At 48.1% G+C, this 24,355-nt stretch carries 25 protein-coding genes and 1 pseudogene; 20 read left to right on the plus strand and 6 right to left on the minus strand.

What is annotated here, in order from left to right:
- Nucleotides 1-175: 175 nt before the first annotated feature.
- The 9 genes and pseudogenes from GON22_RS26785 to GON22_RS19160 form a co-directional block, all read left to right on the plus strand.
- A pseudogene (locus tag GON22_RS26785) lies at nt 176-358 on the plus strand (YiaA/YiaB family inner membrane protein); the annotation flags it as partial.
- Nucleotides 359-388: 30 nt separating this feature from the next.
- Nucleotides 389-652, plus strand: a complete 264-nt coding sequence (locus tag GON22_RS26790) for a YiaA/YiaB family inner membrane protein (protein ID WP_442954392.1) — start codon at nt 389-391, stop codon at nt 650-652.
- A gap of 118 nt (nt 653-770) precedes the next feature.
- Nucleotides 771-1,229, plus strand: coding sequence for a methyltransferase family protein (locus GON22_RS19130; RefSeq protein WP_202113336.1), 459 nt, complete (start codon nt 771-773; stop codon nt 1,227-1,229).
- The gene (locus GON22_RS19135) at nt 1,220-1,702 is read left to right on the plus strand and encodes a MarR family winged helix-turn-helix transcriptional regulator (protein ID WP_237179245.1); all 483 of its coding nucleotides are present in this window, start codon (nt 1,220-1,222) and stop codon (nt 1,700-1,702) included. Before GON22_RS19130 ends, GON22_RS19135 begins: the two co-directional genes overlap by 10 nt.
- A gap of 53 nt (nt 1,703-1,755) precedes the next feature.
- On the plus strand, nt 1,756-2,577 hold the full coding sequence (locus GON22_RS19140) for an alpha/beta hydrolase (RefSeq protein ID WP_160397718.1): 822 nt from the start codon (nt 1,756-1,758) through the stop codon (nt 2,575-2,577).
- 19 nt (nt 2,578-2,596) lie between these two features.
- Entirely contained in the window at nt 2,597-3,403 is an 807-nt protein-coding gene (locus GON22_RS19145) for a histidinol-phosphatase (protein ID WP_160397719.1), read from the plus strand.
- Nucleotides 3,404-3,554: 151 nt separating this feature from the next.
- The gene (locus tag GON22_RS19150; protein WP_160397720.1) at nt 3,555-3,887 is read left to right on the plus strand and encodes a hypothetical protein; all 333 of its coding nucleotides are present in this window, start codon (nt 3,555-3,557) and stop codon (nt 3,885-3,887) included.
- A gap of 22 nt (nt 3,888-3,909) precedes the next feature.
- Entirely contained in the window at nt 3,910-4,920 is a 1,011-nt protein-coding gene (locus GON22_RS19155) for a Gfo/Idh/MocA family protein (protein WP_160397721.1), read from the plus strand.
- A gap of 188 nt (nt 4,921-5,108) precedes the next feature.
- Nucleotides 5,109-5,519, plus strand: coding sequence for a YjdF family protein (locus GON22_RS19160; RefSeq protein WP_160397722.1), 411 nt, complete (start codon nt 5,109-5,111; stop codon nt 5,517-5,519).
- Nucleotides 5,520-5,609: 90 nt separating this feature from the next.
- Here GON22_RS19160 and GON22_RS19165 read toward each other — a convergent pair whose 3' ends face one another.
- The 3 genes from GON22_RS19165 to GON22_RS19175 all read right to left on the minus strand — a co-directional run bounded on the left by GON22_RS19165 (nt 5,610) and on the right by GON22_RS19175 (nt 10,645).
- Entirely contained in the window at nt 5,610-7,328 is a 1,719-nt protein-coding gene (locus GON22_RS19165; protein ID WP_160397723.1) for an extracellular solute-binding protein, read from the minus strand.
- Nucleotides 7,329-7,434: 106 nt separating this feature from the next.
- On the minus strand, nt 7,435-9,072 hold the full coding sequence (locus GON22_RS19170) for a response regulator (protein WP_160397724.1): 1,638 nt from the start codon (nt 9,070-9,072) through the stop codon (nt 7,435-7,437).
- Entirely contained in the window at nt 9,056-10,645 is a 1,590-nt protein-coding gene (locus GON22_RS19175; RefSeq protein WP_160397725.1) for a sensor histidine kinase, read from the minus strand. Before GON22_RS19175 ends, GON22_RS19170 begins: the two co-directional genes overlap by 17 nt.
- Before the next feature lie 277 nt (nt 10,646-10,922).
- Here GON22_RS19175 and GON22_RS19180 point away from each other — a divergent pair, with 277 nt between their 5' ends.
- The 4 genes from GON22_RS19180 (at nt 10,923) to GON22_RS19195 (ending at nt 15,434) form a co-directional block, all read left to right on the plus strand.
- Nucleotides 10,923-11,915 (plus strand): ABC transporter permease, encoded by a 993-nt coding sequence (locus GON22_RS19180; protein WP_160397726.1) that lies wholly within the window; start codon nt 10,923-10,925, stop codon nt 11,913-11,915.
- A 15-nt stretch (nt 11,916-11,930) separates the two neighbouring features.
- Complete coding sequence (locus GON22_RS19185; RefSeq protein WP_160397727.1) at nt 11,931-12,803, plus strand: ABC transporter permease subunit; 873 nt, start codon at nt 11,931-11,933, stop codon at nt 12,801-12,803.
- A 362-nt stretch (nt 12,804-13,165) separates the two neighbouring features.
- Nucleotides 13,166-13,471, plus strand: a complete 306-nt coding sequence (locus tag GON22_RS19190) for a hypothetical protein (RefSeq protein ID WP_237179246.1) — start codon at nt 13,166-13,168, stop codon at nt 13,469-13,471.
- Between the two features lie 4 nt (nt 13,472-13,475).
- Nucleotides 13,476-15,434: an elongation factor G gene (locus GON22_RS19195; RefSeq protein ID WP_160397728.1), complete on the plus strand. Its 1,959-nt coding sequence runs from the start codon at nt 13,476-13,478 to the stop codon at nt 15,432-15,434.
- Nucleotides 15,435-15,783: 349 nt separating this feature from the next.
- On the opposite strand, the gene GON22_RS19200 is transcribed toward GON22_RS19195, so the two are convergent.
- The gene (locus GON22_RS19200; RefSeq protein ID WP_160397729.1) at nt 15,784-16,254 is read right to left on the minus strand and encodes a hypothetical protein; all 471 of its coding nucleotides are present in this window, start codon (nt 16,252-16,254) and stop codon (nt 15,784-15,786) included.
- A gap of 141 nt (nt 16,255-16,395) precedes the next feature.
- On the opposite strand from GON22_RS19200, the gene GON22_RS19205 reads away from it, so the two are divergent.
- Nucleotides 16,396-16,809 carry an Lrp/AsnC family transcriptional regulator gene (locus GON22_RS19205; protein ID WP_160397730.1) on the plus strand — a complete coding sequence of 138 codons (414 nt, stop codon included), beginning with the start codon at nt 16,396-16,398 and terminating at the stop codon, nt 16,807-16,809.
- A 56-nt stretch (nt 16,810-16,865) separates the two neighbouring features.
- On the opposite strand, the gene GON22_RS19210 is transcribed toward GON22_RS19205, so the two are convergent.
- Nucleotides 16,866-17,405, minus strand: a complete 540-nt coding sequence (locus GON22_RS19210; RefSeq protein WP_160397773.1) for an NAD(P)H-dependent oxidoreductase — start codon at nt 17,403-17,405, stop codon at nt 16,866-16,868.
- Nucleotides 17,406-17,653: 248 nt separating this feature from the next.
- Here GON22_RS19210 and GON22_RS19215 point away from each other — a divergent pair, with 248 nt between their 5' ends.
- The 6 genes from GON22_RS19215 to GON22_RS19240 all read left to right on the plus strand — a co-directional run bounded on the left by GON22_RS19215 (nt 17,654) and on the right by GON22_RS19240 (nt 21,669).
- Nucleotides 17,654-18,007, plus strand: coding sequence for a winged helix-turn-helix transcriptional regulator (locus tag GON22_RS19215; protein WP_160397731.1), 354 nt, complete (start codon nt 17,654-17,656; stop codon nt 18,005-18,007).
- Between the two features lie 130 nt (nt 18,008-18,137).
- Nucleotides 18,138-18,923 carry a DeoR/GlpR family DNA-binding transcription regulator gene (locus GON22_RS19220; RefSeq protein WP_160397732.1) on the plus strand — a complete coding sequence of 262 codons (786 nt, stop codon included), beginning with the start codon at nt 18,138-18,140 and terminating at the stop codon, nt 18,921-18,923.
- Nucleotides 18,910-19,956, plus strand: a complete 1,047-nt coding sequence (locus tag GON22_RS19225) for an oxidoreductase (RefSeq protein ID WP_202113338.1) — start codon at nt 18,910-18,912, stop codon at nt 19,954-19,956. Before GON22_RS19220 ends, GON22_RS19225 begins: the two co-directional genes overlap by 14 nt.
- A 167-nt stretch (nt 19,957-20,123) precedes the next feature.
- Complete coding sequence (locus GON22_RS19230; protein WP_160397733.1) at nt 20,124-20,540, plus strand: sigma factor; 417 nt, start codon at nt 20,124-20,126, stop codon at nt 20,538-20,540.
- On the plus strand, nt 20,521-20,661 hold the full coding sequence (locus tag GON22_RS26795; protein WP_160397734.1) for a sigma factor-like helix-turn-helix DNA-binding protein: 141 nt from the start codon (nt 20,521-20,523) through the stop codon (nt 20,659-20,661). Before GON22_RS19230 ends, GON22_RS26795 begins: the two co-directional genes overlap by 20 nt.
- 66 nt (nt 20,662-20,727) lie before the next feature.
- On the plus strand, nt 20,728-21,669 hold the full coding sequence (locus GON22_RS19240; protein WP_160397735.1) for a LysR family transcriptional regulator: 942 nt from the start codon (nt 20,728-20,730) through the stop codon (nt 21,667-21,669).
- 24 nt (nt 21,670-21,693) lie between these two features.
- On the opposite strand, the gene metE is transcribed toward GON22_RS19240, so the two are convergent.
- Nucleotides 21,694-23,964 carry a 5-methyltetrahydropteroyltriglutamate--homocysteine S-methyltransferase gene (gene metE, locus GON22_RS19245; protein WP_160397736.1) on the minus strand — a complete coding sequence of 757 codons (2,271 nt, stop codon included), beginning with the start codon at nt 23,962-23,964 and terminating at the stop codon, nt 21,694-21,696.
- Between the last annotated feature and the right edge of the window lie 391 nt (nt 23,965-24,355).

A 24,355-nucleotide genomic window follows, 5' to 3' on the forward strand; every position in this document is an offset into this window, starting at 1 on the left:
AGGTTGTCCTCTCTGTGTTTTTTACTACATTATCACGAATATGTTTGCTTTATCATGAATCATACCTTAATTTTGCCTAAAAATGCCTATTTCACCGTAGAATGAAAACGGGGTTCATCGTATAGTGGATGAAAATAGTATGCATTCTATTATGCAATGGGAGAGGAAGTTTCGGATGAATCAGAGATATCGCAGGCGGAACACGCCTGCATTCACGGCTGCATCGTATTTTGCATTATGTGCGGGGCTATTTCTATTCTGCCTAGGCGTATACAACGCGGATTGGGAATTGAACGTGAAAGGCTATTACCTGCTCTGTATGGTGTTAATTACGATTACCTGCATCGTGGTACAGAAGGTTGTGCGGGACAATACGGAAGATAAAGAAATGCGCTTGGAAAATCCGAAACACCGGATGAGGAATACAGAAGCTTTCACCGGCATGGCGGTCGCGGGTTTGATTATCGGGTATGCGATGTTTCTAATTGGCCTCTATAACGCGCCGTTTGAATTAAATGAAAAAGGGTATTACATCGCTGTTATTCTATTGATCTCCTATAGTGCAATTGGCGTTCAGAAAGTGACAAGGGATAACGCAGAGGACAAAGAGCTCCTCGCTGAGCAAGCGATGAAATCGGAAAGCAGCATGTAGGCGAGCATCCCAGCGATGTGAAGGCCAGATTTCGAAGCAGAAATTATCCTAGGTTAATGAGAGGCTTCATCCACCCCCCTTATAATTGAACTAATGTTCAATGAGGGGGGTCTTTTGGATGATCAACATGAAGGGCAGGCGCTTGTTGCCGCCCCAGCTTTTTCTGATAGGTGCCATAGGCATGTTGGTTATGCGGCTATATTGCCCGTATGATATATGGCTGCCATTTCCTTATAATTTAGCTGGAATCCTAGTTGTTGGTTCAGGCCTGGGCATGGCGATATGGGGATCCCGTGCGTTTCGCCGTTACAACACAAACATCCATACATTCAAGGAACCTGGCCGGCTTGTGGTGGAAGGCTTGTTCAAATACACAAGAAATCCGATGTATCTAGGCTTTCTTGTTGCATTGGCTGGCTTATTTATCGTTCTTGGAGCGGTTTCTCCATTCGTGATTGTTGTTCTTTTCCTTGTGATAACGAACCAATGGTATATCAAGTTTGAAGAGCATGCGCTGGCAGACAAGTTTGGGCAAGAATACGAAGCGTATAAAGCATCGACAAGGAGATGGATTTAGGCAAGCCAAGCTCGCTTGACATTAATTTGACGTCAAACTATTATAGGGATATGAAAACGACAGACGCTATTTCATTAATCTCCAAAATTAGAGAGAAGGTCAACCGGTTCATTGTTGCGGAGATGTCGAAGCACGGGGTAGAAGGGATTGGCACGTCGCACGGCGATATCTTTTATGCGCTATATAAGCGGTCTCGGCTCACGATGGCGGACATTGCGAAACAAATCAACAAGGATAAGTCGACGGTCACGGCACTCGTGGATAAGCTGGTTCGGCTCGGATATGTATCGAAGGAACGGGATAGCGAGGACACGAGGGTCGTTTATGCGGCCCTGACCGAGAAGGGGAAGGCGCTGCAGCCAATTTTCGAATCCATATCCAATGAGATGCTGGACGTATTTTATGGCAACATTACCGACCAAGAGAAAGAGGATCTATTCAACATTTTAAGGAAGATCCATAACAACTTCTAAATTTTTTTAAGCAAATAGTTTTATATCAAACTAAGATCGGGGAGGATATAGCGTTGAAGGATTATACGAAAGAATTGCCTGCGCACACGGAGGTTTATATCGGGGAAAACGATTTGTTTCTAGAAATATTCGAAGGGGAGAATGTCCAGCAGACCGTGCAATATAAGCCTCCGCTGCTGCTCATACACGGGGCGTTTACGGGCAGTTGGATGTGGAGCAAATACCTCCCTCACTTCATCGAAGAAGGGTGGAAATGTTATGTGATGAACATGCGCAGCCACTACAAAAGCCGGCAACTGGATTTGACGAGGGTAACGTTCGAGGATTATTTGGACGATATTAAAGAGGTGATTGCGGAGTGTGGGGTTCCGCCGATTGTGATCGGTTTTAGCATGGGAGGCATCTTAAGCCAGAAGCTGGCCGAAACCATTGAGATGGCGGGGCTGGTGTTGATCGACTCTGTTATAAGCAGAGAGGTATTTGAAGCGGTGCCTTATAGCGAATTGGAACAGATAATGACTGAATGCATCATGCCCGCCCCGGTTCGCGAACGGATTGCGAGTGTGGATGAAACGGTGGAGGATGTTGTTTTTCAGATAAAATATTTGGCCATGGAGTCGTCGAGGGCATTCAACGCACTTAAGTTTACAGCGGAATCCAAGGGGATATCTATAGATAGCAGTTCAATTTCTTGTCCATGCTTGGTTGTCAAAGCGGTGAACAATGATGGTGACGACCGGCGGGGCAGGGTGGCAGCGGAGCATCTTCGCGCTGAGTATAGAGGCTTGTGGCACACAACGCATACCGGCCTGCTCGTAGGGCAGCGATATCGGGAGGCAGTCGATGAGATTATAGATTGGTTAGCAAGATTTTGATAGAGGCGGGGGGATAAAAATGTTCGACCTTCACACCCATCACGACCGATGTGGGCATGCAGCAGGCAGCTTGGAGGATTATATCCAAGAAGCCATTCGAAAAGGGCTGCCGATTCTCGGCATCTCCGACCATTCCCCGTATTTCTTCTCGTGGGAGAATCATCCTTATCCTCAGCTGGCGATGGCGGCTGCCGAATTCGATGTGTACATCGAGGAAGCCGTTCGCCTGAAGCGGGCTTATGAACAGCAAATCGAGCTGCTTATTGGCGTTGAATCGGATATTTTCAGTGATCAGATTGATTTGTACGGTCGCAAGTATGCACAGTATCCAATTGATTATGTGATCGGTTCCATCCATTTTCTATCCTCAGCAGCCATTATGGATGCTTTGGATTTCAACACGGCTAGCGAGGAGCAGCAACAGATCGCAGTGAAACGTTATGTAGAAGTGATGATGCTCGGAATCGAGAGCCACTGGGTTCAAATTGTAGGGCATTTGGACGGGTTCAAACGTGGATACCCCGGTTTCCGTAACCTGTTGTCCCCCTACATCGATGGCATTTTGAAGCGGATGGCAGACCGTGGGGTGGCGATGGAGGTCAATACGAACGGCATGCAGCACGCGTGCCAAGAATGGTATCCCTCTAACGATGTGATCGAACGTGCGCTATTCCACGGGGTCCACATTACCTTTGGCTCCGATGCCCACCATCCAGAACGAATTGCGAGTGACTGGAAACGAGTGCGAGAGGCCTTGTTGGCGATAGGGTACAAACGAATGGTCGTATATAAGGAGCGGAAGCCTCATTTCTTGCATTTAAAATAATTGATTAAGAGAGACCGCTATGAATTCATGGCGGTCTCTCTTAATCTACTATTCTATTGTGCCAACAGACTCAAGATGCCCTAACTCTATCATAAGCAGGCTAATGCTGTTATAATTTTACATGTATTGGCGTTTATAAGGAGAGGTTTCTATGATTATGTATGAAATTATTAACTCCAATTTGAATCAAGTGAAATTGTTTGACCATGACCTTGTCATTCAAGAGATTGAAGGGGTTATCGAGCAATTTGAGCTTAACATTACGCAAAAGACGACTTTGTCGACATTGAAGGGCTCCGTTCATTATCATTTGAAGCAAGGGAAGAAAGCTGGCGTTTTAGAGATTACATACTGGCCAGCCAAGCACCGATTGTGGGTAGAAATCCACGATAATCGAAGTTCTGAATGGAATCGATTGGTCATTAAACCATTCTCGGAGGCTCTATCCGCTCGCTTCTTAGGTGAGGCAGCATTAATGGCATAACAGCGAGAAGAAAGGGCATGCAATGAACAAAATAAATCTAGCTGTAATAGGATTGGGGAATATGGGGCTGGACATGATCCGCCATATGATTCCCTCTTATGCGAATGATATGAATTTGGTTGCCGTCTGTGATTCGAATGAAAGCCAATTTGAAACGATTGTGGGAGCTCATCCAGAAGCAAGGTGCTTTACGGATTACCGGGAATTGCTGAATGAAGTGGACGTTGATTTGGTGTACATCGCGGTGCCTCCTGCAATGCACTATGAGGTTGCGTTAAGCGCTATTAGCAAGAACATGCATGTCTTTTGCGAGAAGCCGCTTGCCAATAGTTTGGCGGAAGCCAAACATTTGCTAGAGATGGCTGCAGAGCGAGAGATTGTGCACGCGGTACACTTCTCGTTCCCGCTGGAACCGGCGGTTCTAATGCTGCGGAAATTAATGGCTGAACAGTGCGTTGGGCAAGTAACTGGAATGGAGCTGATTTTGGAGTTTCCGCAGTGGCCGCGACCGTGGCAACAGAACCGGTGGGTCTCTACTAGGCAAGAGGGCGGTTTTATTCTTGAGGTAGGCATTCATTGGATTCAAATGATTCAACAAGTGTTCGGATCCATCACGCATGTCCAAAGTGCCGTAACTTTTCCTGCTGGAACAGGTTCTTGTGAAAATGAGGTTGCAGCCTTGCTTACGTTGGACAATCATGTATCGATTCGTGTATCAGGAACGGTGAATGGCGGAAGCCAAGAGCGTGTTTCCTTAATTGTACATGGCACAGAAGGGACGATTGCGCTGGAAAATTGGGAGCAATTGCTCCTGAATGGCGCGAATGTCGAGTTGCCGGACGAGATTATGCAAGCTTCTGCAAGCAGGCTGCCGATTTTAAATAACGTCATCCAGCTGCTGAATGGCCGCCAGGGATTTGTTTATGACTTCTATGATGGCTATAATGCTCAAGTCATATTAGAAGCGTTGCGTTATCCTAGCGAAGCGGGAGCCGTTGATGTCAGATTGCAGCATATCTCCCGTCCCCAGTAAGGAAACAAACGCATAGCCGCTTGATGTTCCCCGGTAAGCCAATTATAATTTTTGTTGAAACGAGAAAACACAGTCCTGGTTGGTAGTCCAGGCGCATGTTCGGGTACGCTATTCCGTACCATTCCATGCCAGTAACCTTCCCCCCTCGGGATGTCCATCGTTTCGATTTAGATTGAGGGGGAAGTTGTATGAAGCTTACCGTGTATCATGATGGCCAGTATTGGGTTGGCGTTCTGGAAGTGCAGGAGCAGGGGAAACTGAAGGCAGCCAGATACATCTTTGGCACTGAGCCGCAGGACGAGGAGATACTACAGTTTGTCCGCCATGAGATGTGGGACCTTGCCAGCGGGCTCTCGCAAGAGGTGGCTGTCAAGTTGTCCGAGGCGAAGAAGGTGAGTCCCAAACGGCTTGCAAGGCAAGCTGCGGCTGAATTGCGGGGAAAAGGCGTTTCCTCGTATGCACAAGACGCCCTCCAGCTAGAGTATGAAAAGCGGAAGCGGGAGAAGCAAGCCCATTCCAAACAGCAGCAAGAAGCAGCATTAGCACGTAAACGTGAATTAAAGGTGCTGAAGGCAAAAGAAAAGCATCGCGGTCACTAGTGAATCTGCACTCATCTGGGGCTTTTCCGTAACAAGGGAAAGCCCCTTCTGCCGTTTGATCAGCAAAAGGGGCTAGTGTTTGCAGCTAACTTATTTTTTAATGGTAGCGAACCATTTGTTAACGTCAGCCGTTACTTCGTCACCGCCAGCAGATTTCCATTCCTTAACGAAGTCCTCGTAGGAATCGATTGAAGCATTGCCGTAGATGATTTTCGTGAACGCTTCAACTTCGAGCTGTCTGAGCAATTCCATTTTCTGGTTCATTGCATCTGTGTACGCGCTAGCGAAGTAATCTGGGAAGCGTTGGTTGTTCTTCTGGTAATCGAGCACGATTGCAGCTGCATCGATTTCCGCTTGTTTACGGTATTCTTTCGTTTGTTTCTCGAACGGCGTCGTAGGCTCTTGACCGGAAGCCAGCTTAGCAAGCGTATCGATCATCAGGTCCGGTTGGCGTGCGCCTTCCCAGTTTACGCCATAACGCTCTGGCTTAACGAGCTTGTCGTCAGAGTTATCCTTGGACGGTTTGCCATCGACCATGCGGTAGTCATAGCCTTCTGCAAAGCCGTTCTCGAATTCGCCGCCAGCTTCTGGGTTAGCGAAGTGCTCCAGCAAGTAGTTGTACATAAGGAAGTATGCTTCTGGATGCTCGGATTTTTTGTTGATCAGGATGTAGCCGTTAACCATGGAGTTGATCGGGCCGCCACGTACGCCTTTTTTGCCATCTGGGCCTGCAGGAACGGAATAAGCTTTGTAAGTAGCGCCTTTTACGTTCTTAGCGAGGTCAGGAAGCGGCCAGTCAGGCATCCAGTGAGCGCCTGCAATGATGCCGGCTTCGCCTTTCGTGAACGCCTCGGATGCTTTCGACTCATCCCATGTGCCAGCTTCTTTAGAGATATAGCCTTTCGACATCCACTCGTTCAGCTTCGTGAGGGCTTGTTTCGTGCCGTCTTGCGTGGAGCCCCACTCCAGCGAGTTGCCGTCAGCGGATTTGTTCCATTGTCTTGGAGCCGTGCCGTAAGCGCCGAAAACCCAGCTCAGGTCAGACATCCAAGTGTTCAGGTTGTCACGAAGCGTGGCAGCCAAGCCGTACGTATCTTTCTTGCCGTCGCCGTCTGGATCTTGGTTGACGAATGCATCCATAACTTTATCGAGCTCATCCATTGTTGTCGGTGCTTTCAGGTTTAGCTTATCGAGCCAGTCCTGGCGAATCCACAATACGGGCTCAACGTTCAGCGTGTAGTCGAATACTGGCACGCCATAAGCTTTGCCATCTTCGCGCGTTACGCCATACCACATTTCAGGGTATTTCTTAGCGAGCTCTTTCCATTTCGGGCTTGCATACTTCTCGAACAGCTCGTCAACAGCCATGAACTGATCGGAATCCAGCAACGTATTCAAATAGTTCGGGTTATCGCGGATTGGCACGAGGTCTGGAAGGTCTTCGCCGGAAGAGAGCGACAGATTCAGCTTATTCGTGTACGCATTGTTAACGTTGTCGACAACCCACAGCGTTTTCAATTCGATTCCGAGTTTTTCTTTCGCCCATTTCGTGAAGACGTTGTTATCCCAATCTTCACCGTTGATAAACTTCTCTTGCGTGTTGTTAACAACACGGGTAACTGTGACCGGAGTATCATATTTTCCTTTTTCAACCAAAGCTTTTGCAGCAGCATCTGCATCTGCTCCAGCAGTTGAAGTCGTTGCCGGTTTCGAGCTTGGCTCTTCTTCGTTGCTCGAACATCCTGCTAGCAGCGAAGTGCCCATTGCAGCTGCAAGCGCGATGCTCAACCATTTCCGATTTGTCTTCATTCACTTTTCCCCCTGAGTAATGTCGTGAATACGCTTTAATCATAATTGGGTCTCAAGGTGGAAGAATATAACAATATGTTTGTTTCATACTAATTTGTTGTGCATCTTATGGCCCTTGTCGATCCCGGTAATCCTGAGGCGTCACGCCGAAGTGTTTTTTGAACAATTTGATGAAATATGGCGTATTAGGCAATCCGACCTTCTCGCCGACTTCGTAAATTTTGAGATGGTGCTGAGTTAGGATAAAAGCCGCTTTCTCCATGCGCAACCGGAACAAATACTGGCTTAAGCCCTCGCCGGTTTCGAGCTTATAAATTTTGGATAAATGCGAAGGATGCAGAAAAACATGGTCTGCGATCGTCTGCAGGGAAACATCGCCTTCGAGGTTCAGCTCCAAATATTGCTGCACTTTTACGACTGTCTCTAAACGCGTTAGTTTCATATCTTTAATTAAATCGTTGCGCAATTGCCCGATGATTTGGTGCGCCCAGGCTTCCAGCTGGCGGATGGACTGGATAGCCTGGCCTCCTTGCAACTGATGAAAGCCGTTGCCAATTAAAGTGGACAAGTTGCGGTTATTTTTATGTGCAAAGAACGTAAAGACAGAGCTGAAATGAAAGAAGGCCTCCATTAGATGCTCCTGCGATTCGTATTTGGACTGCGACAGCTCCTTGAATATGAGATCAAGCTTGTGCTCGGCATCGTTCCAACGCCCTAATTCCAACAAGTGGGCAAGCGTGGGCGGCTCATATAGGGAGGAGATCGCCTGCACTTCATTTTTGGCGGCCTGGTTAGGCACTTGCATGAAAAACTCCCGGTCATCCCCGACCTTCTGGCGAAAGGCGGAAACGACATTCTCGTAAGTCTGGGAAATTTCGTAAGGAAACGGGTGCCAGTGGCTAAACAAAATCGAAACCTGCCGATTCAGAAATACTTTGACATTATGCTGCAGCCTGGAGGCGGAATGCTCTAACTGATACTTGCGATTAGAGTCGGTGTTGTCCGAATGGTTAAATTGAATCAGGAAGACGATATAGCCGTAATGGTCCGTGCTATGCCAAATATGAAAATAACGGCTGAATACTTCTTCGGCAATATTGCAGACGGCATATTGAATCAAGGAATCGGCAGAATTCGGCGCATTCTCGTCTTCGATGCGAAGGAGAAGCAGGGCATAGGGCTCGTCTGCCTGGAAAGGAAGGCCTAGAAGCGTTTTTTTCTCGGCCCACTTCTCTAACGGATAAGATTTAACTTTAATTAATTCCTGCAATAAGTTGCTCTTGATGAGGGAGATGTTCTGTTGCAATGTCCGCAGGGCGTTATTGTTGGAGGTGAATTGTTCGATTTCTTGCTGAAGCTCTTGGACAAGCAGGGAGACGCTTTCTAGCAATTCCTCATCCTCCGCTGGCTTGAGCAGGTAGTTCTTCACTTTATGCCGGAGTGCGGTTTGGGCGTAATCAAAGTCGGCATGGCCCGTAAGAATGATGCATTTCACATTGGGCCACTCGACTTGTATCCGCTCGACTAATTCCAGGCCATCCATCTCCGGCATCCGAATATCCGTAATGATGATATCGATCGCGTGTTCCTGAAGCACATCAAGCGCCTCGAAACCGGAATAAGCTTTGAATACTCCGCCTATTCCTACGGATTTCCAATCAATAGTTTCGGCAAGGCTGTCTACCCAATGTTGCTCGTCATCGACAATCAACAATTGCTGCTGCATATTAAGCTCCTCTGTCATTTGAAGTTAACTTCCATAGTATAGTTACTCGAACTCCGCCTAAAGGTGAAGGGCCCAATTCCAGGCCAGAGCCTTCTCCGTAATGCATTTTGATGCGCTGGTTTACATTCCATAAGCCACAACCGACATTTTCCTCGATCGGGTTATTTAGCGTTTGATTAATCTCGTCATACTTTTCCTCCGGAATGCCGGCACCATCGTCATCAATCATGATGCAATACTCCTCGGCATTGATTAGCCCGTGAATCCGAATAAGCCCAGAGCGAAGCTTTTGTTGGAAGCCGTGCTCGAATGCATTCTCAATCATCGGCTGCAGCAGCAACCGTGGAACGAATTGCTCCAGCATCCCGTCTGGTAAATCGATTTCATATTGGACGCGTTCCATTCGCAGCTTCTGGATTTCCAGATAGTTGGTCACCAGTTGGACTTCCTCGGCCATTCGGGCGAGCGGGTTCTCAAGGCGTGTCGTATACCGGTAAAACTCGCTTAAATTTTTGGCCATCGAAATGACTGCGCCCTTGTTGTCCAGCTTCGTCATGTTGATAATATAGCCCATCGAATTATACAAGAAGTGCGGATTGATCTGGGACTGCAAATGCTTTAGTTTGGCATCGCGCGACTGCAGCTTTTCTTTGAACACCTTTTCGATCAGCTCTTGAATCTGGGCGGCAAGGCCATTGAACTTTTCGAATAGGTAAAGGAATTCACTCTTTGGCTTCGCGTGAATGCGAACGGAGTAATCGCCGACTTGCAGCTTTTTGAGGCTAACGACCAATTGCGAGATGGGCCGTTGCACGTATCGATAGAGAAGGTAGACGAGCAGAATGCCTACGCAAATAATTAAGCCAATCGTAACGTAAAAGAGTTTGATATTCGCTGTAATGGGCTTAACAATTTCCTCCACCGGAATGTAATCGATCACATACCAGTCCGCTTGCGTTAGCTTTTTGATGTAAATCTCATATTGTTGATGGGCAATGCGAACATTTTGAACCGTCGGCTCGGTGTTCTCGAACTCTGAGGGGAAGTTTATTTTTGGAATTAACCGCGTAATAATGTCTAGCTTTGCTGAATGGTTGGCGATGATGGGGGCACCTGCCCGGTATAGAAAAGGATCGTCAACGGCTTCTAATTTGCTCTTGTCGAGCCACTTCTTCAATTCTTCGCTGGAGAACTTGACCTCAATGACGATATTCGACGGTTGGTTCATGCTTTTATTTTCCGGTTTCATGGAATAGAAGTAGAACATCGATTTGTTGTTCGTAACTGTCTCTGATTGCCATTTGGGCGCAGCATTCAAATAGAGAATGCGTGGATCGAACGACCTAGTAGCCTCCGTCGAAATGACAGCCTGATTGGAATTTGAGAAAACGGATACTCTGGGTGCTAATGCTGTAGAAAGCCCGAATAGTTGAATTCTTTCGAAGATTAGCTTGCGGCGGTAAGCTGTTTCATACGGCTCTGGATTAAATGAGTAACCGGTAAATTCACGTATGCTAGGATCTTCCATCAATACTTTGGATGAGTGCGAGATTTGTTGCAGGTTCGTGTCGATTTGGTTGGATAAACTCATCGTACGATTGGAGTGCGTTAATCGCAGTTGTTCCTTTACAACGTCAATGCTAACGCTGGAGGTATACCCAAAGAGGATGATTATTGGAAGTAGTAGGAGACCTAGGGATAATACTAGTTTCTTGAAAATTCCGAATGGTCTCAGCTGAATCCCTTCTCTCCACGATCAATTACAGTGCAATTGGAAATTGCTTAACAAATTGCTATCAGACTAACACATTTTTATTTCAGAAACAATTGGATGTACTTAATATTAATGACAAAAGGAGCGTGTAAAAATGCCAGATATGGCTAAACAACCGGATGTAGTTATGGATCCCGGCGGGAAGATATCGCCTGCAATTAAGAAGAATAAATCTGTTATAAAAAGCCTTGTCATGTCATGGCAGCTGTATGCGATGGTTTTGCCAGCAGTCATCATGACGCTGCTCTTCGCGTATGTGCCGTTGTTGTATTCTGTCATTGCATTTCAGAACTTTAAACCGTATCACACGATGAACCATGTATTCTTTCATGCGGACTGGGTAGGGTTAAAGCATTTCAAGTACGCATTTTCCTTAGATGCAGCGAAACAGGCGATGGTGAATACAGCTGTACTGTTCGTGCTGAAGGTTATCGGCAATACAATTGCGCCACTTATCTTCGCACTGCTCCTCAATGAGATACGGCGTGAAGGCATCAAACGTTCAATTCAGACGCTTGTATACTTGCCTCACTTTATGTCGTGGGTTATCCTCGGCGGCATCTTGATCGATGTTCTTGGCCAACAAGGGGTCGTAAACGTCATGCTGGGCCGACTATTCGGCGCGGATCCGGTTCCTTTCCTGCTTAATGGCGATTGGTATCGTGCCGTTATCGTTGTAAGTGATATGTGGAAAGAATTCGGATTCGGAGCGATCGTCTTCCTCGCAACCTTGGCAGGCATTAATCCAGCGCTGTATGAAGCGTCTGAGGTTGATGGCGCTACCCGTTGGAAGCAAACGCTATATGTGACGATTCCGTCCATGCTGCCGATTACGCTTGTTGTTTTGACGTTAACAATCGCTGGCGTGTTGGGCTATGGTTTGTTCGAGCAAATCTTTAATACGTACAACGGCCTTGTGTATGACAAAGGGGATGTAATCGACACCTTCGTCTTCCGGATCGGCATTCAAACCGGCCAGTTTAGTTTCGCGACAGCAGTAGGCTTGTTCAAATCGTTCATTGGTTTAATCCTAGTCGTGATCGGATACCGGCTTGCTTACAAATATGCGAATTACAAAATCTTTTAAGGGAGGCGGGATCACGTGTATCATAAGACAGTAGGCTATCGAACCTTTTCAGTTATAAATAACGTTATGCTTATCGTGCTTTCTATTGTTTGTATTTTGCCATTGTGGAACGTGCTCGCCATTTCGTTTAGTGGCAAAGCTCCCGCAGAGGCGGGAATGGTTACGCTATGGCCAATCGATTTTAATATCGAAGCTTATAAAGCGACGTTCAATAATGGCATATTCCTTGACTCGCTTGTGCTGACAGTCGAGAGAACGGTACTAGGCGTTGGCATTAGCATGCTTCTCATGATTCCGGCAGCATTCGCGCTGTCGAAGGAGTACGATTATTTTAAGGGAAGAAGAGTTATCATCTGGCTGTTCGTCATTACGATGCTATTCCCTCCGGGCCTCATACCGGGCTACATTCTGGTTTCGAAGCTTCACTTGATGCATACGATTTGGGCTTTGGTGCTTCCATCGGCCGTTTCTGCATTCAACCTGATTCTCATGCTTAACTTCTTTAAGAGCATTCCCAAGGAGATTGAAGAGTCCGCATTCATGGATGGGGCCAATCATACGCAATCGTTATGGCATATTTATTTGCCGCTGTCACTGCCATCGCTTGCAACGACGATTTTGCTCGCGCTGGTGGGCCATTGGAACTCTTGGTTCGACGGTTTGCTCTACATGAGATCGGGTGAATATCCACTTGCGACCTTGCTGCAAACACTTATTACATCTAGAGACTTGAGCCAGTTGGTCGATTCGACGACGCTTAAATCCTTCTCCCCAAGGACATTAAGCTCCGCGCAAATCTTCTTAGGCGTCTTGCCGGTACTATTGATTTATCCATTCCTGCAGAAGTTCTTCATTAAAGGGATCGTAGTTGGCGCAGTAAAAGAATAGTGCACGCATGCAATTCATAATCAGGATGAGATGGGCTTCCGGGCCTGCCTCATCCTGATTTTGTTTCATTACACTGCCGGAATAAATTCGATAACGTCGATTCGCCCGTATTCGTCGCCGTTATAGTTGCTTGTAATCTGTTTACATGGGTGAGTGTGTGCTATTTGATAATGGCAGCATGCGGAAGTCCCTCCTATCTTTTCAAGATAGCAAATCTCCAAATTAAAGAAACTGGACAAATCAATGAAAGCTGGCATATTTTAACGATTTTTGCTTTAACGCTATCTTTACTTTTTGCTTAATGCCTAACCATAATGAGGTACAGATAGCAGGAAGGAGATTGCCGGGAGATCATTATTAAAGTGAGTGACCTCTTCGGCGTAACAATTGATGAACTGCTAAGGAGTGATGAAGCGTTGACCAAAAAAGTGATTAAGGACGGTAGACAATTGGCGTATCCGAAGTTGAAATTCACCTTTGATGTTTTATTTCTCATCGGCGTTATTCTCTTGGTTATCAAATTAGCTTTTTTGGCGCTAAACAAGTTTGCCGAGCTGGATCTGGCGTTGTATGGCGGATCGTTTATTTGGAATTTTGGACCTTTGATCTTAATGGTGGGCGCAGGAATTGGCTCTAGCATCGTAAAAGAAAAGTACAAAGAAGGTTAGAATCATGAAACCGATAACGATAGGCATGTTCGCCCATGTGGATGCAGGCAAAACCACGTTGGCAGAGCAATTGCTTTACCATACGCGCAGCATTCGGGAGCGGGGCAGGGTGGACCATAAGGATGCATACCTGGATAGCCATGAAATTGAGCGGGCAAGAGGCATTACGGTGTTTGCAGACCAAGCCGTCATGCTTTACAAGGGAGCAACCTATTATTTGATTGATACGCCGGGCCACGTCGATTTCTCGCCGGAGATGGAGCGGGCTATTCAGGTGATGGATTACGCCATTCTGGTTATCAGTGCGGTGGAAGGCGTACAGGGGCATACCGAGACGGTCTGGCAGCTGCTTCATAAACACAGGATTCCGACATTTATGTTCATTAACAAAACGGACCGGATCGGTGCGGATGTGGACCGTGTCCTTAAGGAAATCCACATGCACCTGACCCAAGATGCGTGCTGGATCTCTGATCGCTTGGCAAGCGGCGAAGTGGATGAAGCTTTGAAGGAGAATATGGCAGAGCGGGATGAGCAGCTGCTAGAGATGTTTCTGGCGGGCGAAGGGGACTCGGCCTTCTGGTTGCGGGCACTGCAGGAGATGGTTTGTGGCCAGCGAGTTGTGCCCTGCGCAATGGGCTCCGCTCTGCAGGATGTCGGCGTAGTGGCATTCATGGATCAGCTTCATTTATTAACGATGGCAGGAGAGGCGGATGAACAAGAGCCTTTCGGGGCGCGTGTCTATAAAATTCGCCATGACCCGAGCGGCGTGCGGTTAACGTATATGAAAGCGCTAAGCGGTACGTTGAAGGTTCGGGATGAACTGTGCTATATGAGCGGGGATGAACGGATTTGTGAGAAGGCCACGCGGCTTCTCGTTATTAATGGGAGCAAATCACAGCCGGTCGAACGGGTATCAACAGGCGATTTGTTCGCAGTTGTTGGCTTGTCGAGTGCGCAAGCGGGGCAAGGCGTGGGCTGCTATTCGGACAAGCTTGGCTACGAGCTGGTGCCGACCCTTACAGCGAAGGTGTTATTCACTGATTCCTTGAATGTGAAGGATGTGCTGAAAGCTTTTCAAATGCTGAATGCAGAGGACCCGTCCCTGGATGTGGCCTGGGAGGAAAGCTTGCAGGAGATTCACATTCATGTGATGGGCCTTATCCAGCTTGAAGTGCTGCAGCAGCTGGTGCGGGAACGGTTCCAGCTGGACATTAGCTTCGGCAGCCCTGAAATTTTGTATAAAGAAACGATTGGCGCCGCCGTTAGAGGGTACGGACACTTTGAGCCGCTTAGGCACTATGCTGAGGTGCATCTGTTTCTGGAGCCTGGGGAACGCGGCAGCGGAATCACATTCCTGAACGCGTGCCATGCGAATGACCTAAGCGTCGGCAACCAGAACCTGGTCCGAACCCATCTCTTTGAACGGGAACACCATGGGTTATTGACGGGCATGCCGCTGACGGATACCCGAATTACGCTGCTAAAGGGTGGCGCCCACAATGAGCATACGCATGGCGGAGATTTTCGTGAAGCGGCGTTTCGTGCATTAAGGCAAGGCTTGGAGAAGGCAGAGAATATCTTGTTGGAGCCTTATTATGTGTTCAAAATTAAAATAGAGCTCGATGATCTGGGCAAGGTGTTATCCGATATTCAGCGAGCCGCGGGCCAGTTCGATCCGCCGCAAACGACGTCAACGCATGCGGCCGTTACGGGTCGAGTGCCCGTCGCGACCTTCATGGGTTATAGTACAGAGCTTGCCGCGTATACGCATGGCAGAGGCATGATTCATCTGGCCTTCGGCGGTTACGATCGTTGCCATAACGAACAAGAGGTTATTGCACGTAAAGCGTACCGGAAGGACGCCGATCCGCTGTACACATCATCTTCGATATTTTGCGCAAAAGGGCATGGGTATACGGTGCCTTGGGATGAGGCGGAGGCGAAGATGCATCTGCTATAGCGAAACTGAGCGATCATCGACGAACAGCGAGGGTGTCCCAAGAGCGAAAACGTGGGACGCCCATCTTCCATTTGCAAAACAAGATAGAAATCGTTCATTGGAAATTCTAGCGGACCGTAGAGCCCTTAATTGGTCCAAATCAGCCAGATTTGTGCGCTAACGGACCGAGCTGACCTTATTTGGCTAATATCATCCTTAAATAGCAGCAAAATGGCCAAATAACGGCTGCGGTGTCCGTTACGTTTGTAATCGGCACTTTTGGAGGGGGATAACGGCTGTGGAGTCCGTTAGAAAGATCGCAGCGTTACCCGTCGCAGTCGCAGGCGGATGCTAAGGCAAACTGGAGCAGTCATTTGTTCTCAACACTTAGCTCTTTCGTGACGCCATAGCTTTCCGAATGGTTATTTTCAGCTAATACGAGCTTTATTGTGTTTGCTCCTGCTTTCAAATTTTGCAGAGGGTAAGGAGCGTCGTCCTTGATCGGGCCGATCAAGTCGCCGTTAAGATAGAAGTGAATATGCCCTTCGCCATCCACGGGTGCCCCTTCATAGTGTTCACTCGATAGCTTGAGATTTGTAGTAACTTTCAGGTAGTGCACACCATTTTCCTGATAGCTGGAAGCATCGAGCGAATAGTTTGTTGCTTTATTCGAGCTTGAACTGGCTGGAGCAGTTGTATCTGGCTGGGCAGTGTGCTGATCGTGAGAAGAAGCCTCATCATTAGAAGCTTCATTGCTTGGGCTCGTTGTGTCATTCCCGCAACCAACCAAGCCAATGGCAATTAGCAATAGTGCAAATAAAATAAGATACTGTTTGGACACTTGTCTAGCCCCCTTTTGTCAGGTAATAATTGTTTTCGAGGATCCTCTAACACTTATTTTATAGGCAGGCGTACGTAGGTTTACATACATTCATGAAAGGGTTTTCGCTACATTGCTTAATCGATGAAAGGAGGAAGTGAAATGATTGATCACATTGACTGGGAAATCATGCGCTGTTTGCAAACTAACGCAAGAATGCAATGGAAGCAAATAGGGGAGATTGTCCATATGTCAGGGGTCGCTGTAGCCAATCGTATTCAGCGGTTAGAAGAGGCAAAGATTATTGAGGGATATACGGTTCGGCTAAATGAGAAGCTGTTAGGGAACATCTACTGCGTGTTTATAACCGTTATGATGAAGGATTACAAGCATACGAAGTTTCAAGCGTTTATTCAGCAGCGCGATGAAATCAAAGAGGCCCACCGCGTTAGTGGTGAGCCGTGTTTTATATTAAAAGTTCAAGTGGCTGATCAGGACGAGTTATCCAACCTATTGGATGAGATTCTCGTTTATGGCTATTATAAAATTAACATTTCCATTGGACAGTATAAGTAAATCAAAGGGCACCCAAATCGGATGCCCTTCGTTTGTTTCTAAGCAAGTTTGTGATTCTAATGGGCTAGCACTTGCGCGGTTGCGCGAATATGATCGGCGTACCGTTTAGCCTCCTGCGCAAGTTGCCCGTCCGTAGCTGTGCTTACGTTGTACGCGATGAAAGCGGGGAGGAAGCTGCCGTTACATCTATTAATCGTTTGTTCAATTGGGCGGAGCAGCTCGCTAGCTGTATACAAGTTGTCTCCCCCAGAGCGGTAGGAGTTCTCCGTTCCGCCCGTAGTTGTCGCCAAGATGAACTCCTTGCCTCGCAGATGTTCGCCGCCCGGCCCGAATGCCCAGCCGAACGTGAGCACATCGTCGAACCATTTTTTCAATAGAGGCGGGCTGCTGTACCAATAAAAAGGGAACTGGAACACAATCCGGCCGTAGGCAAGCAATAGCTGCTGCTCTCGCTCCACGTTGATCGCCCAATCGGGATACTCCCGATAGAGATCACGGAAATAAAGATCCTTCTCCTCATGCAGCTCCGCCGCGAACGCCCGATTAGCACGGGATTCGTTCAAATTGGGATGTGCGCAAATAACCATCGTTTTCATAGCAATCACCTTTCCTCTCTTACTTTAAGTAAGCTGAATTCGTATCCTCATTATTGTGGAGATTTCAAGTTTTGAAAAGTACGCAGTTTAAACGTACTTAGTACCGTAAACCATACGATAGGGGCAGGCTGGCTTCCGGTGATCAGTACGTAAAACCGTACTAGGTATGTTTTTTTAGCGTACTCCCTGTTTTACGGATACTCTGGTAAAGTAGGGATAGATCCATGATAGGGACGGGAGATGGGGGAATGGGGAGCAGCGTGCAAGAATCGGGAAGAACAGAAGGGATCGTAGCAACGCTTCAAGCCATCGGCGGCAAATGGAAGCCTCTCATCCTGTTTATTTTGCTGCATGAGGGAACCAAGCGGTTTGGGGAATTGCGGCGGCAGCTTCCGAACATTACACAAGGCATGCTCACCAATCAGCTTCGGGAGCTGGAGCGGGATGGGCTTGTTGTACGGACGGTATATCAGGAAATTCCGCCTAAGGTGGAGTATCACTTGTCTGATCATGGGCGTACTTTAGGCTCTGTGCTTGCCGATATGTGCGGGTGGGGCTTCGGCCATCTGGCGTTTATCGAAAATAGGGAAGCTGGCAGCTAAACCTTAAGAGGGGAGGCTGCCTTTTTTCTGGATGTATAATCAGGCTGGATGCCATTTACAGTTCAAAATTTAAGTGATATACTTAAAACTACTTAAGCTATTATACAACATTTCATTAAGGATGAAACCGATGAATCAAGATGAGCGGCTGAAGGGCATTATTGGCTATTTGAAAGAGAACGGGAAAATTCGCTTGGAACAAGTTTGCGAGCTTTATCAGGTGTCTCGAGACAGCGCCAGACGCGACTTGGTGAAGCTGGAGGAAGCCCGGCTTATCGTCCGTACCCGTGGGGGCGCCATTCTTTCTTCGCCCAACCTGTCTACGAAACCCTATGAGGAACGCTTGGAGAATAAGGAGATCAAGCAGCGCATCGGCAAAGCAGCAGCAGCACTTATTCAAGATGGCGAGACGCTATTTCTCAATGCCTCTACGACGGTGCAAGCTGCCGTAGAAGCGTGTGCGGCCAAGGATATTTATATGACTGCCGTTACAAACTCGATCGATGCGGCTGCCGTATTGGGCAAGCGGCCCAATGGGAAGGTTCATCTGTTGGGTGGCCAATATAACGCGTGGCATAGGAGCGTGACCGGTTCCCAGACAATTGCGATGATTCGCGAGTTTCGGGTGCAGACCTTATTGCTGGGCGCTTGTGCGATTACACCGGATGGATTGTCGAGCCCCCAGCTGGAAGAGACTTACGTGAAGCGCGAAATGATTGTGAAGGCAGATAGAGTCATCGTCCTTGCAGATAGCGGGAAATACCAACAGCCTTTCCTTCATCATGTTTGCGGGTTGGATAAGATCGACGTTCTCATTACGGACGCGGAGCCGCCTGCTGCGGTGAGAGAGCTGCTTGATCGCTATGAGGTTGAAATCATTATTGCCAATGAAGGGGAGAACGATGATGGGAATTAATGTAGGCTTAGTTGGTTTCGGGTTGTCCGCATCCGTATTTCATGCCCCAATTATTCAATGTGTAGAGGGGATGCATGTCAAAGCAGTCGTTTCCTCTGATGCGGCTAAGGTGCATAAGCGTTACCCCGATGTTGATGTGTTTGCCGATATTGATTCGTTAATTGCGCAGAGCAATATTGATTTGGTCATTGTATGCTCACCTAATACAACGCATTATGATTATGCGAAGAAAGCCATAATGGCTGGCAAGCATGTTGTCGTTGAAAAACCGTTCACGGTCGATTCTATCGAAGCGGAAGAGCTGATCTCGTTAGCCCAGGCGCACAAGGTGCAGCTAGCGGTTTATCACAATCGCAGATGGGATAACGACTTCTTAACAATAAAGGCGTTGCTGGAAACGGGCATGCTAGGCAAATTATCAACTTATGAAGCACATTTTGACCGGTATAGGCCGGAAGTTCGTGGCCGGTGGCGCGAGCAAAACCTGCCCGGATCGGGCATTTTGTACGATCTTGGCTCGCATTTGATCGATCAGGCGCTGCACTTGTTTGGCAACCCGCAGACGGTATGGGCCGATATTCGAACGGAGCGGGAAGGCGGCCAGTCTGACGATTATTTCCACCTTATTCTCGGTTATTCGCGGCTAAGGGTTATTCTGCACTCGGGTTCGCTTGTAAAAATGGGAGGCCCCCGTTATATGCTGCACGGCGATAAAGGGAGCTTCGTCAAATACGGACTAGACCCGCAGGAGGATCAGCTGAAAGCTGGCATGCATCCTGGCGATTCCGGATGGGGCGAAGATCGCCCGGAGCTGTATGGCAAGCTTAGCACGGTGGTTGGAAGCCTGCCGGTGGAAGCTACAATCGGGACATTGCCGGGGAAATATGAGGCGTTCTATAAGGGGATAGCTGAGGCGATTCGCTCAGGCGCAGCGCTGCCCGTATCGGCCGATCAAGGGCGCGATACGATTCGAATTATCGAATACGCGATTCAAAGCCACCGCGAGCAGCGTACGATACAACTAGAGGCATAATAAATAGCGATAAATCGATAAACCCCTTAAGCGGATGCATTAGCTTAAGGGGCTTTTTTGTGTGCATTAGTAATAGCTTAACGATGATTTTACATTTTGGACACAACTTCGTGTTAGTTTGGCAACAGGTATTCGATACACTGTGCGTATCTCAGGAGGAGCGGCTTGTGCTTCTTCAACAAAGGGGAACGTTTTTGCTCATGCAACAGGGGAATGATGTGTTCAATGAATGTTATATGCGGTACAACCGCTTTGTATATGTAACGGCGTATGCCATCGTCAAGGATCGCTTCTTGGCAGAGGACGTTGTGCAAGAGGTTTTTCTTAAGCTATACATGCATCAGGATTCGATTAGGAGCACCGCCAACAAACAGGCATGGATTAGAACGGCAACACGCAACAAGGCAATAGACTTCTGGCGGAAGAGAATGAAAACCGTAACGGTTTCTCCGGATCAGATGGAACATATGAACGAGACAACGGCTGGCAGGACGGACGTTTTCCAGGTTGTCGATGAAGCGCTGGAGATGGTTGCGAGGCTAGAGCCCGCGGCTCCAGCAGCCGTTGCTTCGTTACGCGCATGAGCAGTCTTACCAGCAAATTGCTTGCGCGCAGCAAACGACGGTCAGCGTGGTGAAATCGAGAATTCACCGTGCGAGGAAAAAGCTGCGTGAGATGGCACGGGAACGGGGCTGCTTGAACTAACGTTGTGCCAACGTCCATTTCTAAGCTACACTATAATCATTAAGTATTGGCTAAGGACGGTTCCCAATGACACTCCAGCAGTTAAAATATATTCTTACCATCGTTAGCTGCGGCTCCATTAGTGAAGCGGCCAAGCAGCTATTTATATCCCAGCCCAGCCTGTCCAGCGCGGTGAAAGAAATCGAGCAGGAGATTGGCGTTGAGATTTTCGTCCGTTCCTCTAAGGGCATTGTGTTATCGAACGAAGGGGCAGAGTTTTTATCCTATGCACGGCAAGTCGTCGAACAGGCGGAGCTGCTGGAGCAAAGGTATATGAACAAGAAACCTTCCAAGAAGCTATGCTCGATTTCGACTCAGCACTACGCGTTTTCGGTGCAAGCGTTCGTCAGCTTATTGAAGGACCTGAACACGAACGAATACGAGTGTACGCTGCGCGAAACGAGGACCCATGAAATCATCGAGGATGTACGCAACATGCGCAGCGAGATCGGCGTGCTCTATCTGAATGATTTTAACCAGAAGGTTATTCGGAAGATGCTCAAGGAAAGCGATCTGCAGTTTCATCCGCTATTCATGGCTGAGCCGCATGTGTTTATTAGCTCCGAGCATCCGCTTGCCGCTAAGAATCTGCTGGAAATCGAGGATTTGGATGAGTACCCATGCCTAGCTTTCGAGCAAGGCGAGTACAACTCGTTCTACTTCTCGGAGGAGATTCTGAGCACCCGTGCGCTTAAGAAAAAGATACTGGTCAGTGACCGTGCCACCTTGTTTAACCTTCTCATTGGGCTTAATGGGTATACGATTAGCTCAGGCGTGCTGAACTCGGACCTTAATGGCGAGCAGATAACATCCGTACGGTTGCGGACGAACGAGCATATGCAGATTGGATACATTACGAACAAGAAGGTTAACCTGAGCCAGCTGGCCATTGATTATGTGCGGAAGCTGAAAGTGGTCATTTCGGATTTCGGCTATGCCATTATAAAGGGGGAGGATGAGCTCGGTTGAGCCCATCCTCTTTCCCCTATGCCCTTACAGCGTTGCCCGCACTTCTTCCGTCGCCTGCACGAGATGCTCCAAGCTTGCCCATGTTTCTTTCTCGCCGCGCGTTTTCAGCCCGCAATCGGGATTAACCCATAGCTTGGCGATGTCGATTTTATCAAGCATTTGCTTCAGCCCCTGCTTTAGCTCTTCTACGCTAGGAATGCGTGGGGAGTGAATATCGTATACCCCAGGACCAACCTCTGTCTGGAAGCCGCATTCGTTGATCGTATCGATAATCGCCAGATCCGAACGGGAAGCTTCGAACGTAATGACGTCGGCATCCATCGCATCAATATCGCGAATAATATCGCTGAATTGGCTATAGCACATATGCGTATGAATTTGCGTTTCCGCCTGCACGCCGCTATGCACCAGACGGAATGCAGGGATCGCCCAGCTCAAATACTCACTCTTCCAATCGGTTTTGCGCAGCGGCAGCTTCTCGCGCAGTGCTGCCTCGTCGATTTGGATGATTTCAATACGATTCGCTTCCAGATCCAGCACTTCGTCCCGAATGGCCAAGGCGATTTGGAAGGCGCTATCCTTCAGGCTAATATCTTCGCGAGGGAACGACCAGTTCAAGATCGTAACCGGGCCAGTCAGCATGCCTTTAACCGGTTTGCTCGTCAGGCTCTTCGCGTAAGCCGAATATTCGACGGTCATCGGCTTGGAGCGGGAAATGTCTCCCCATACGATCGGCGGTTTTACGCATCTTGTGCCGTAGGATTGCACCCACGCTTTTTCTGTGAAAATAAACCCATCCAAGCACTCGCCGAAATACTCGACCATGTCATTGCGCTCGAATTCACCGTGAACGAGTACATCCAGGCCAATTGCTTCTTGGCGTGCGACGCATTCCGCGATCCGATCCAAGTTAAACTGCTTGTACTGCTCCTCCGTAATCGACCCTTTCTTAAAAGCAAACCGGTTCGCACGAACCTCTGCCGTCTGCGGGAACGATCCGATCGTCGTCGTCGGCAGCAGCGGCAGGTTAAACTTCGACTTCTGAATCGCTTCGCGTTCGCCGAAAGCTGGCAGCCTCGTGAAATCAGCTTCCGTCAAAGCGGCTGTTTTCGTTTGTACCGCCTCATTAGCCGTAAACCGGGCACCGCTGAACAGCTCCCCGTTTTGTACATACTGCGCGGCAGCATAAGGATTCGATTGCCCCAAAATCGTTTTCAGCTCTGCAAATTCTTGCAGCTTCTCCTCAGCAAATGCAAAATGGCGCTTCACCGCATCGGATAATTTGGATTCGTTCTTCAGCGTATAAGGCACATGCAGCAGCGAGCAGGAGGAGCTGAGCACGATTTGTTGCACTTTGGCGTTTAATTGTTCAATCAGGCCAAGCGTGTGCTTGTATTGGTTTTTCCAAATGTTTTTGCCGTTGACCAGGCCAGCGAACAGCACCTTATCATCAGCAAACCCGTATTGTTTAACGAGCGCTAGAGATTCTTTGCCTTCGACAAAATCAATGCCGATCCCGTCAAACGGGAGCGCTTGAAGCGTTTGGTAGCAGTTGCGCACATCACCGAAGTACGTTTGCACAAGCACCTTCACGCTTCCTTTGGCAGGCAAAATTTGCTCATATAGCTTCGAGAACAACGCGATGTCCTCAGGGGAGAGATCCATTACCAAAGCTGGCTCGTCTACTTGCAGCCATTCTGCGCCAAGCGTGTTCAGTTGCTCGAGTACAGCCGCATACGCCGCTGCGGCTTCACCAACAAAGTCAGCTGCTTGTTTGGTGCCCGTGTATTTAGCAAGCTTAAGCAGCGTGAACGGTCCAATCAGGACAGGCTTCGTTGCAACTTGCTGCTGCTTTGCCTCTTGGAATTCATCGAGTAGCTTCGTTCCCGCCAAGCGGATCGTTGTGGAATCATCAATCTCAGGCACCATGTAGTGATAGTTCGTGTTGAACCATTTTTTCATTGCGAGAGCTTTCACGTCGCCTTGCGTCCCTTGATAGCCCCGAGCCATCGCGAAGTACGTTTCCAATGGACTAAGGCCGAGCGCTTGATAGCGGTTTGGCACGATATTCAACAAGCAAGCCGTGTCGAGCAAGCCGTCATAGAACGAGAAATCGTTAGATGGTATAAAATCGATGCCGTTCTCTTGTTGGATTTTCCAATGTGCTGCGCGAAGCTCGGCTCCTGTTTGGTGCAGCTCATCGATCGTAATCTCGCCTTTAAAATATTTCTCAGATGCAAATTTCAGCTCACGTAATGACCCGACTCTCGGATAGCCAATAATAGATGTTTTCAATGTTGCCAGCCCCTTGTCCTTCATTTTGACTTTATTATAGGTTGGGAGGTTGGCTATCGGGAAACACATAATTACTATGCTGAGGTATAGGTTTTAGCTATGGGGAGTACAAAGCTTGTGACGAGTTTTTGGATAGCATTTTGTTTTAGGCTATTTTCACGCGGCAAATTTTTTACGAAAAATGTCAGTTTTTGTAGAGGACTATCGATTCCTGCGTCGAACTGTAACCATCAATAGGAGGTGGCGATTCGTGTCTGAGCAACAAAAACAACCGGAAAACGCAAAGGAAATCGTAAACAAACAGCAGGGCGGCCAAGAAAAAGTTGAGACAGCTTTCCCTACGGCGGTAAATGACCAAATAACGGATTAACAGCAGGCACCCTCAGCGGTG

Origin of the sequence: Paenibacillus sp. MMS18-CY102, from assembly GCF_009789195.1 — a bacterium.
Classification (GTDB): Bacteria; Bacillota; Bacilli; order Paenibacillales; family Paenibacillaceae; genus Paenibacillus_T.

Bases quoted from the DNA above. Each gene is read 5' to 3' on its own strand.
- GON22_RS19195 (WP_160397728.1), top strand. From the start codon at position 13,476: ATGAAACCGATAACGATAGGCATGTTCGCCCATGTGGATGCAGGCAAA.
- GON22_RS19130 (WP_202113336.1), top strand. From the start codon at position 771: ATGATCAACATGAAGGGCAGGCGCTTGTTGCCGCCCCAGCTTTTTCTG.
- GON22_RS19205 (WP_160397730.1), top strand. From the start codon at position 16,396: ATGATTGATCACATTGACTGGGAAATCATGCGCTGTTTGCAAACTAAC.
- GON22_RS19215 (WP_160397731.1), top strand. From the start codon at position 17,654: ATGGGGAGCAGCGTGCAAGAATCGGGAAGAACAGAAGGGATCGTAGCA.
- GON22_RS19135 (WP_237179245.1), top strand. From the start codon at position 1,220: ATGGATTTAGGCAAGCCAAGCTCGCTTGACATTAATTTGACGTCAAAC.
- GON22_RS19155 (WP_160397721.1), top strand. From the start codon at position 3,910: ATGAACAAAATAAATCTAGCTGTAATAGGATTGGGGAATATGGGGCTG.
- GON22_RS19210 (WP_160397773.1), bottom strand. From the start codon at position 17,405: ATGAAAACGATGGTTATTTGCGCACATCCCAATTTGAACGAATCCCGT.
- GON22_RS19175 (WP_160397725.1), bottom strand. From the start codon at position 10,645: ATGAGTTTATCCAACCAAATCGACACGAACCTGCAACAAATCTCGCAC.
- GON22_RS19180 (WP_160397726.1), top strand. From the start codon at position 10,923: ATGCCAGATATGGCTAAACAACCGGATGTAGTTATGGATCCCGGCGGG.
- GON22_RS19160 (WP_160397722.1), top strand. From the start codon at position 5,109: ATGAAGCTTACCGTGTATCATGATGGCCAGTATTGGGTTGGCGTTCTG.
- GON22_RS19145 (WP_160397719.1), top strand. From the start codon at position 2,597: ATGTTCGACCTTCACACCCATCACGACCGATGTGGGCATGCAGCAGGC.
- GON22_RS19150 (WP_160397720.1), top strand. From the start codon at position 3,555: ATGATTATGTATGAAATTATTAACTCCAATTTGAATCAAGTGAAATTG.
- GON22_RS19220 (WP_160397732.1), top strand. From the start codon at position 18,138: ATGAATCAAGATGAGCGGCTGAAGGGCATTATTGGCTATTTGAAAGAG.
- GON22_RS19240 (WP_160397735.1), top strand. From the start codon at position 20,728: ATGACACTCCAGCAGTTAAAATATATTCTTACCATCGTTAGCTGCGGC.
- GON22_RS19165 (WP_160397723.1), bottom strand. From the start codon at position 7,328: ATGAAGACAAATCGGAAATGGTTGAGCATCGCGCTTGCAGCTGCAATG.
- GON22_RS19170 (WP_160397724.1), bottom strand. From the start codon at position 9,072: ATGACAGAGGAGCTTAATATGCAGCAGCAATTGTTGATTGTCGATGAC.
- GON22_RS26790 (WP_442954392.1), top strand. From the start codon at position 389: ATGCGCTTGGAAAATCCGAAACACCGGATGAGGAATACAGAAGCTTTC.
- GON22_RS19225 (WP_202113338.1), top strand. From the start codon at position 18,910: ATGATGGGAATTAATGTAGGCTTAGTTGGTTTCGGGTTGTCCGCATCC.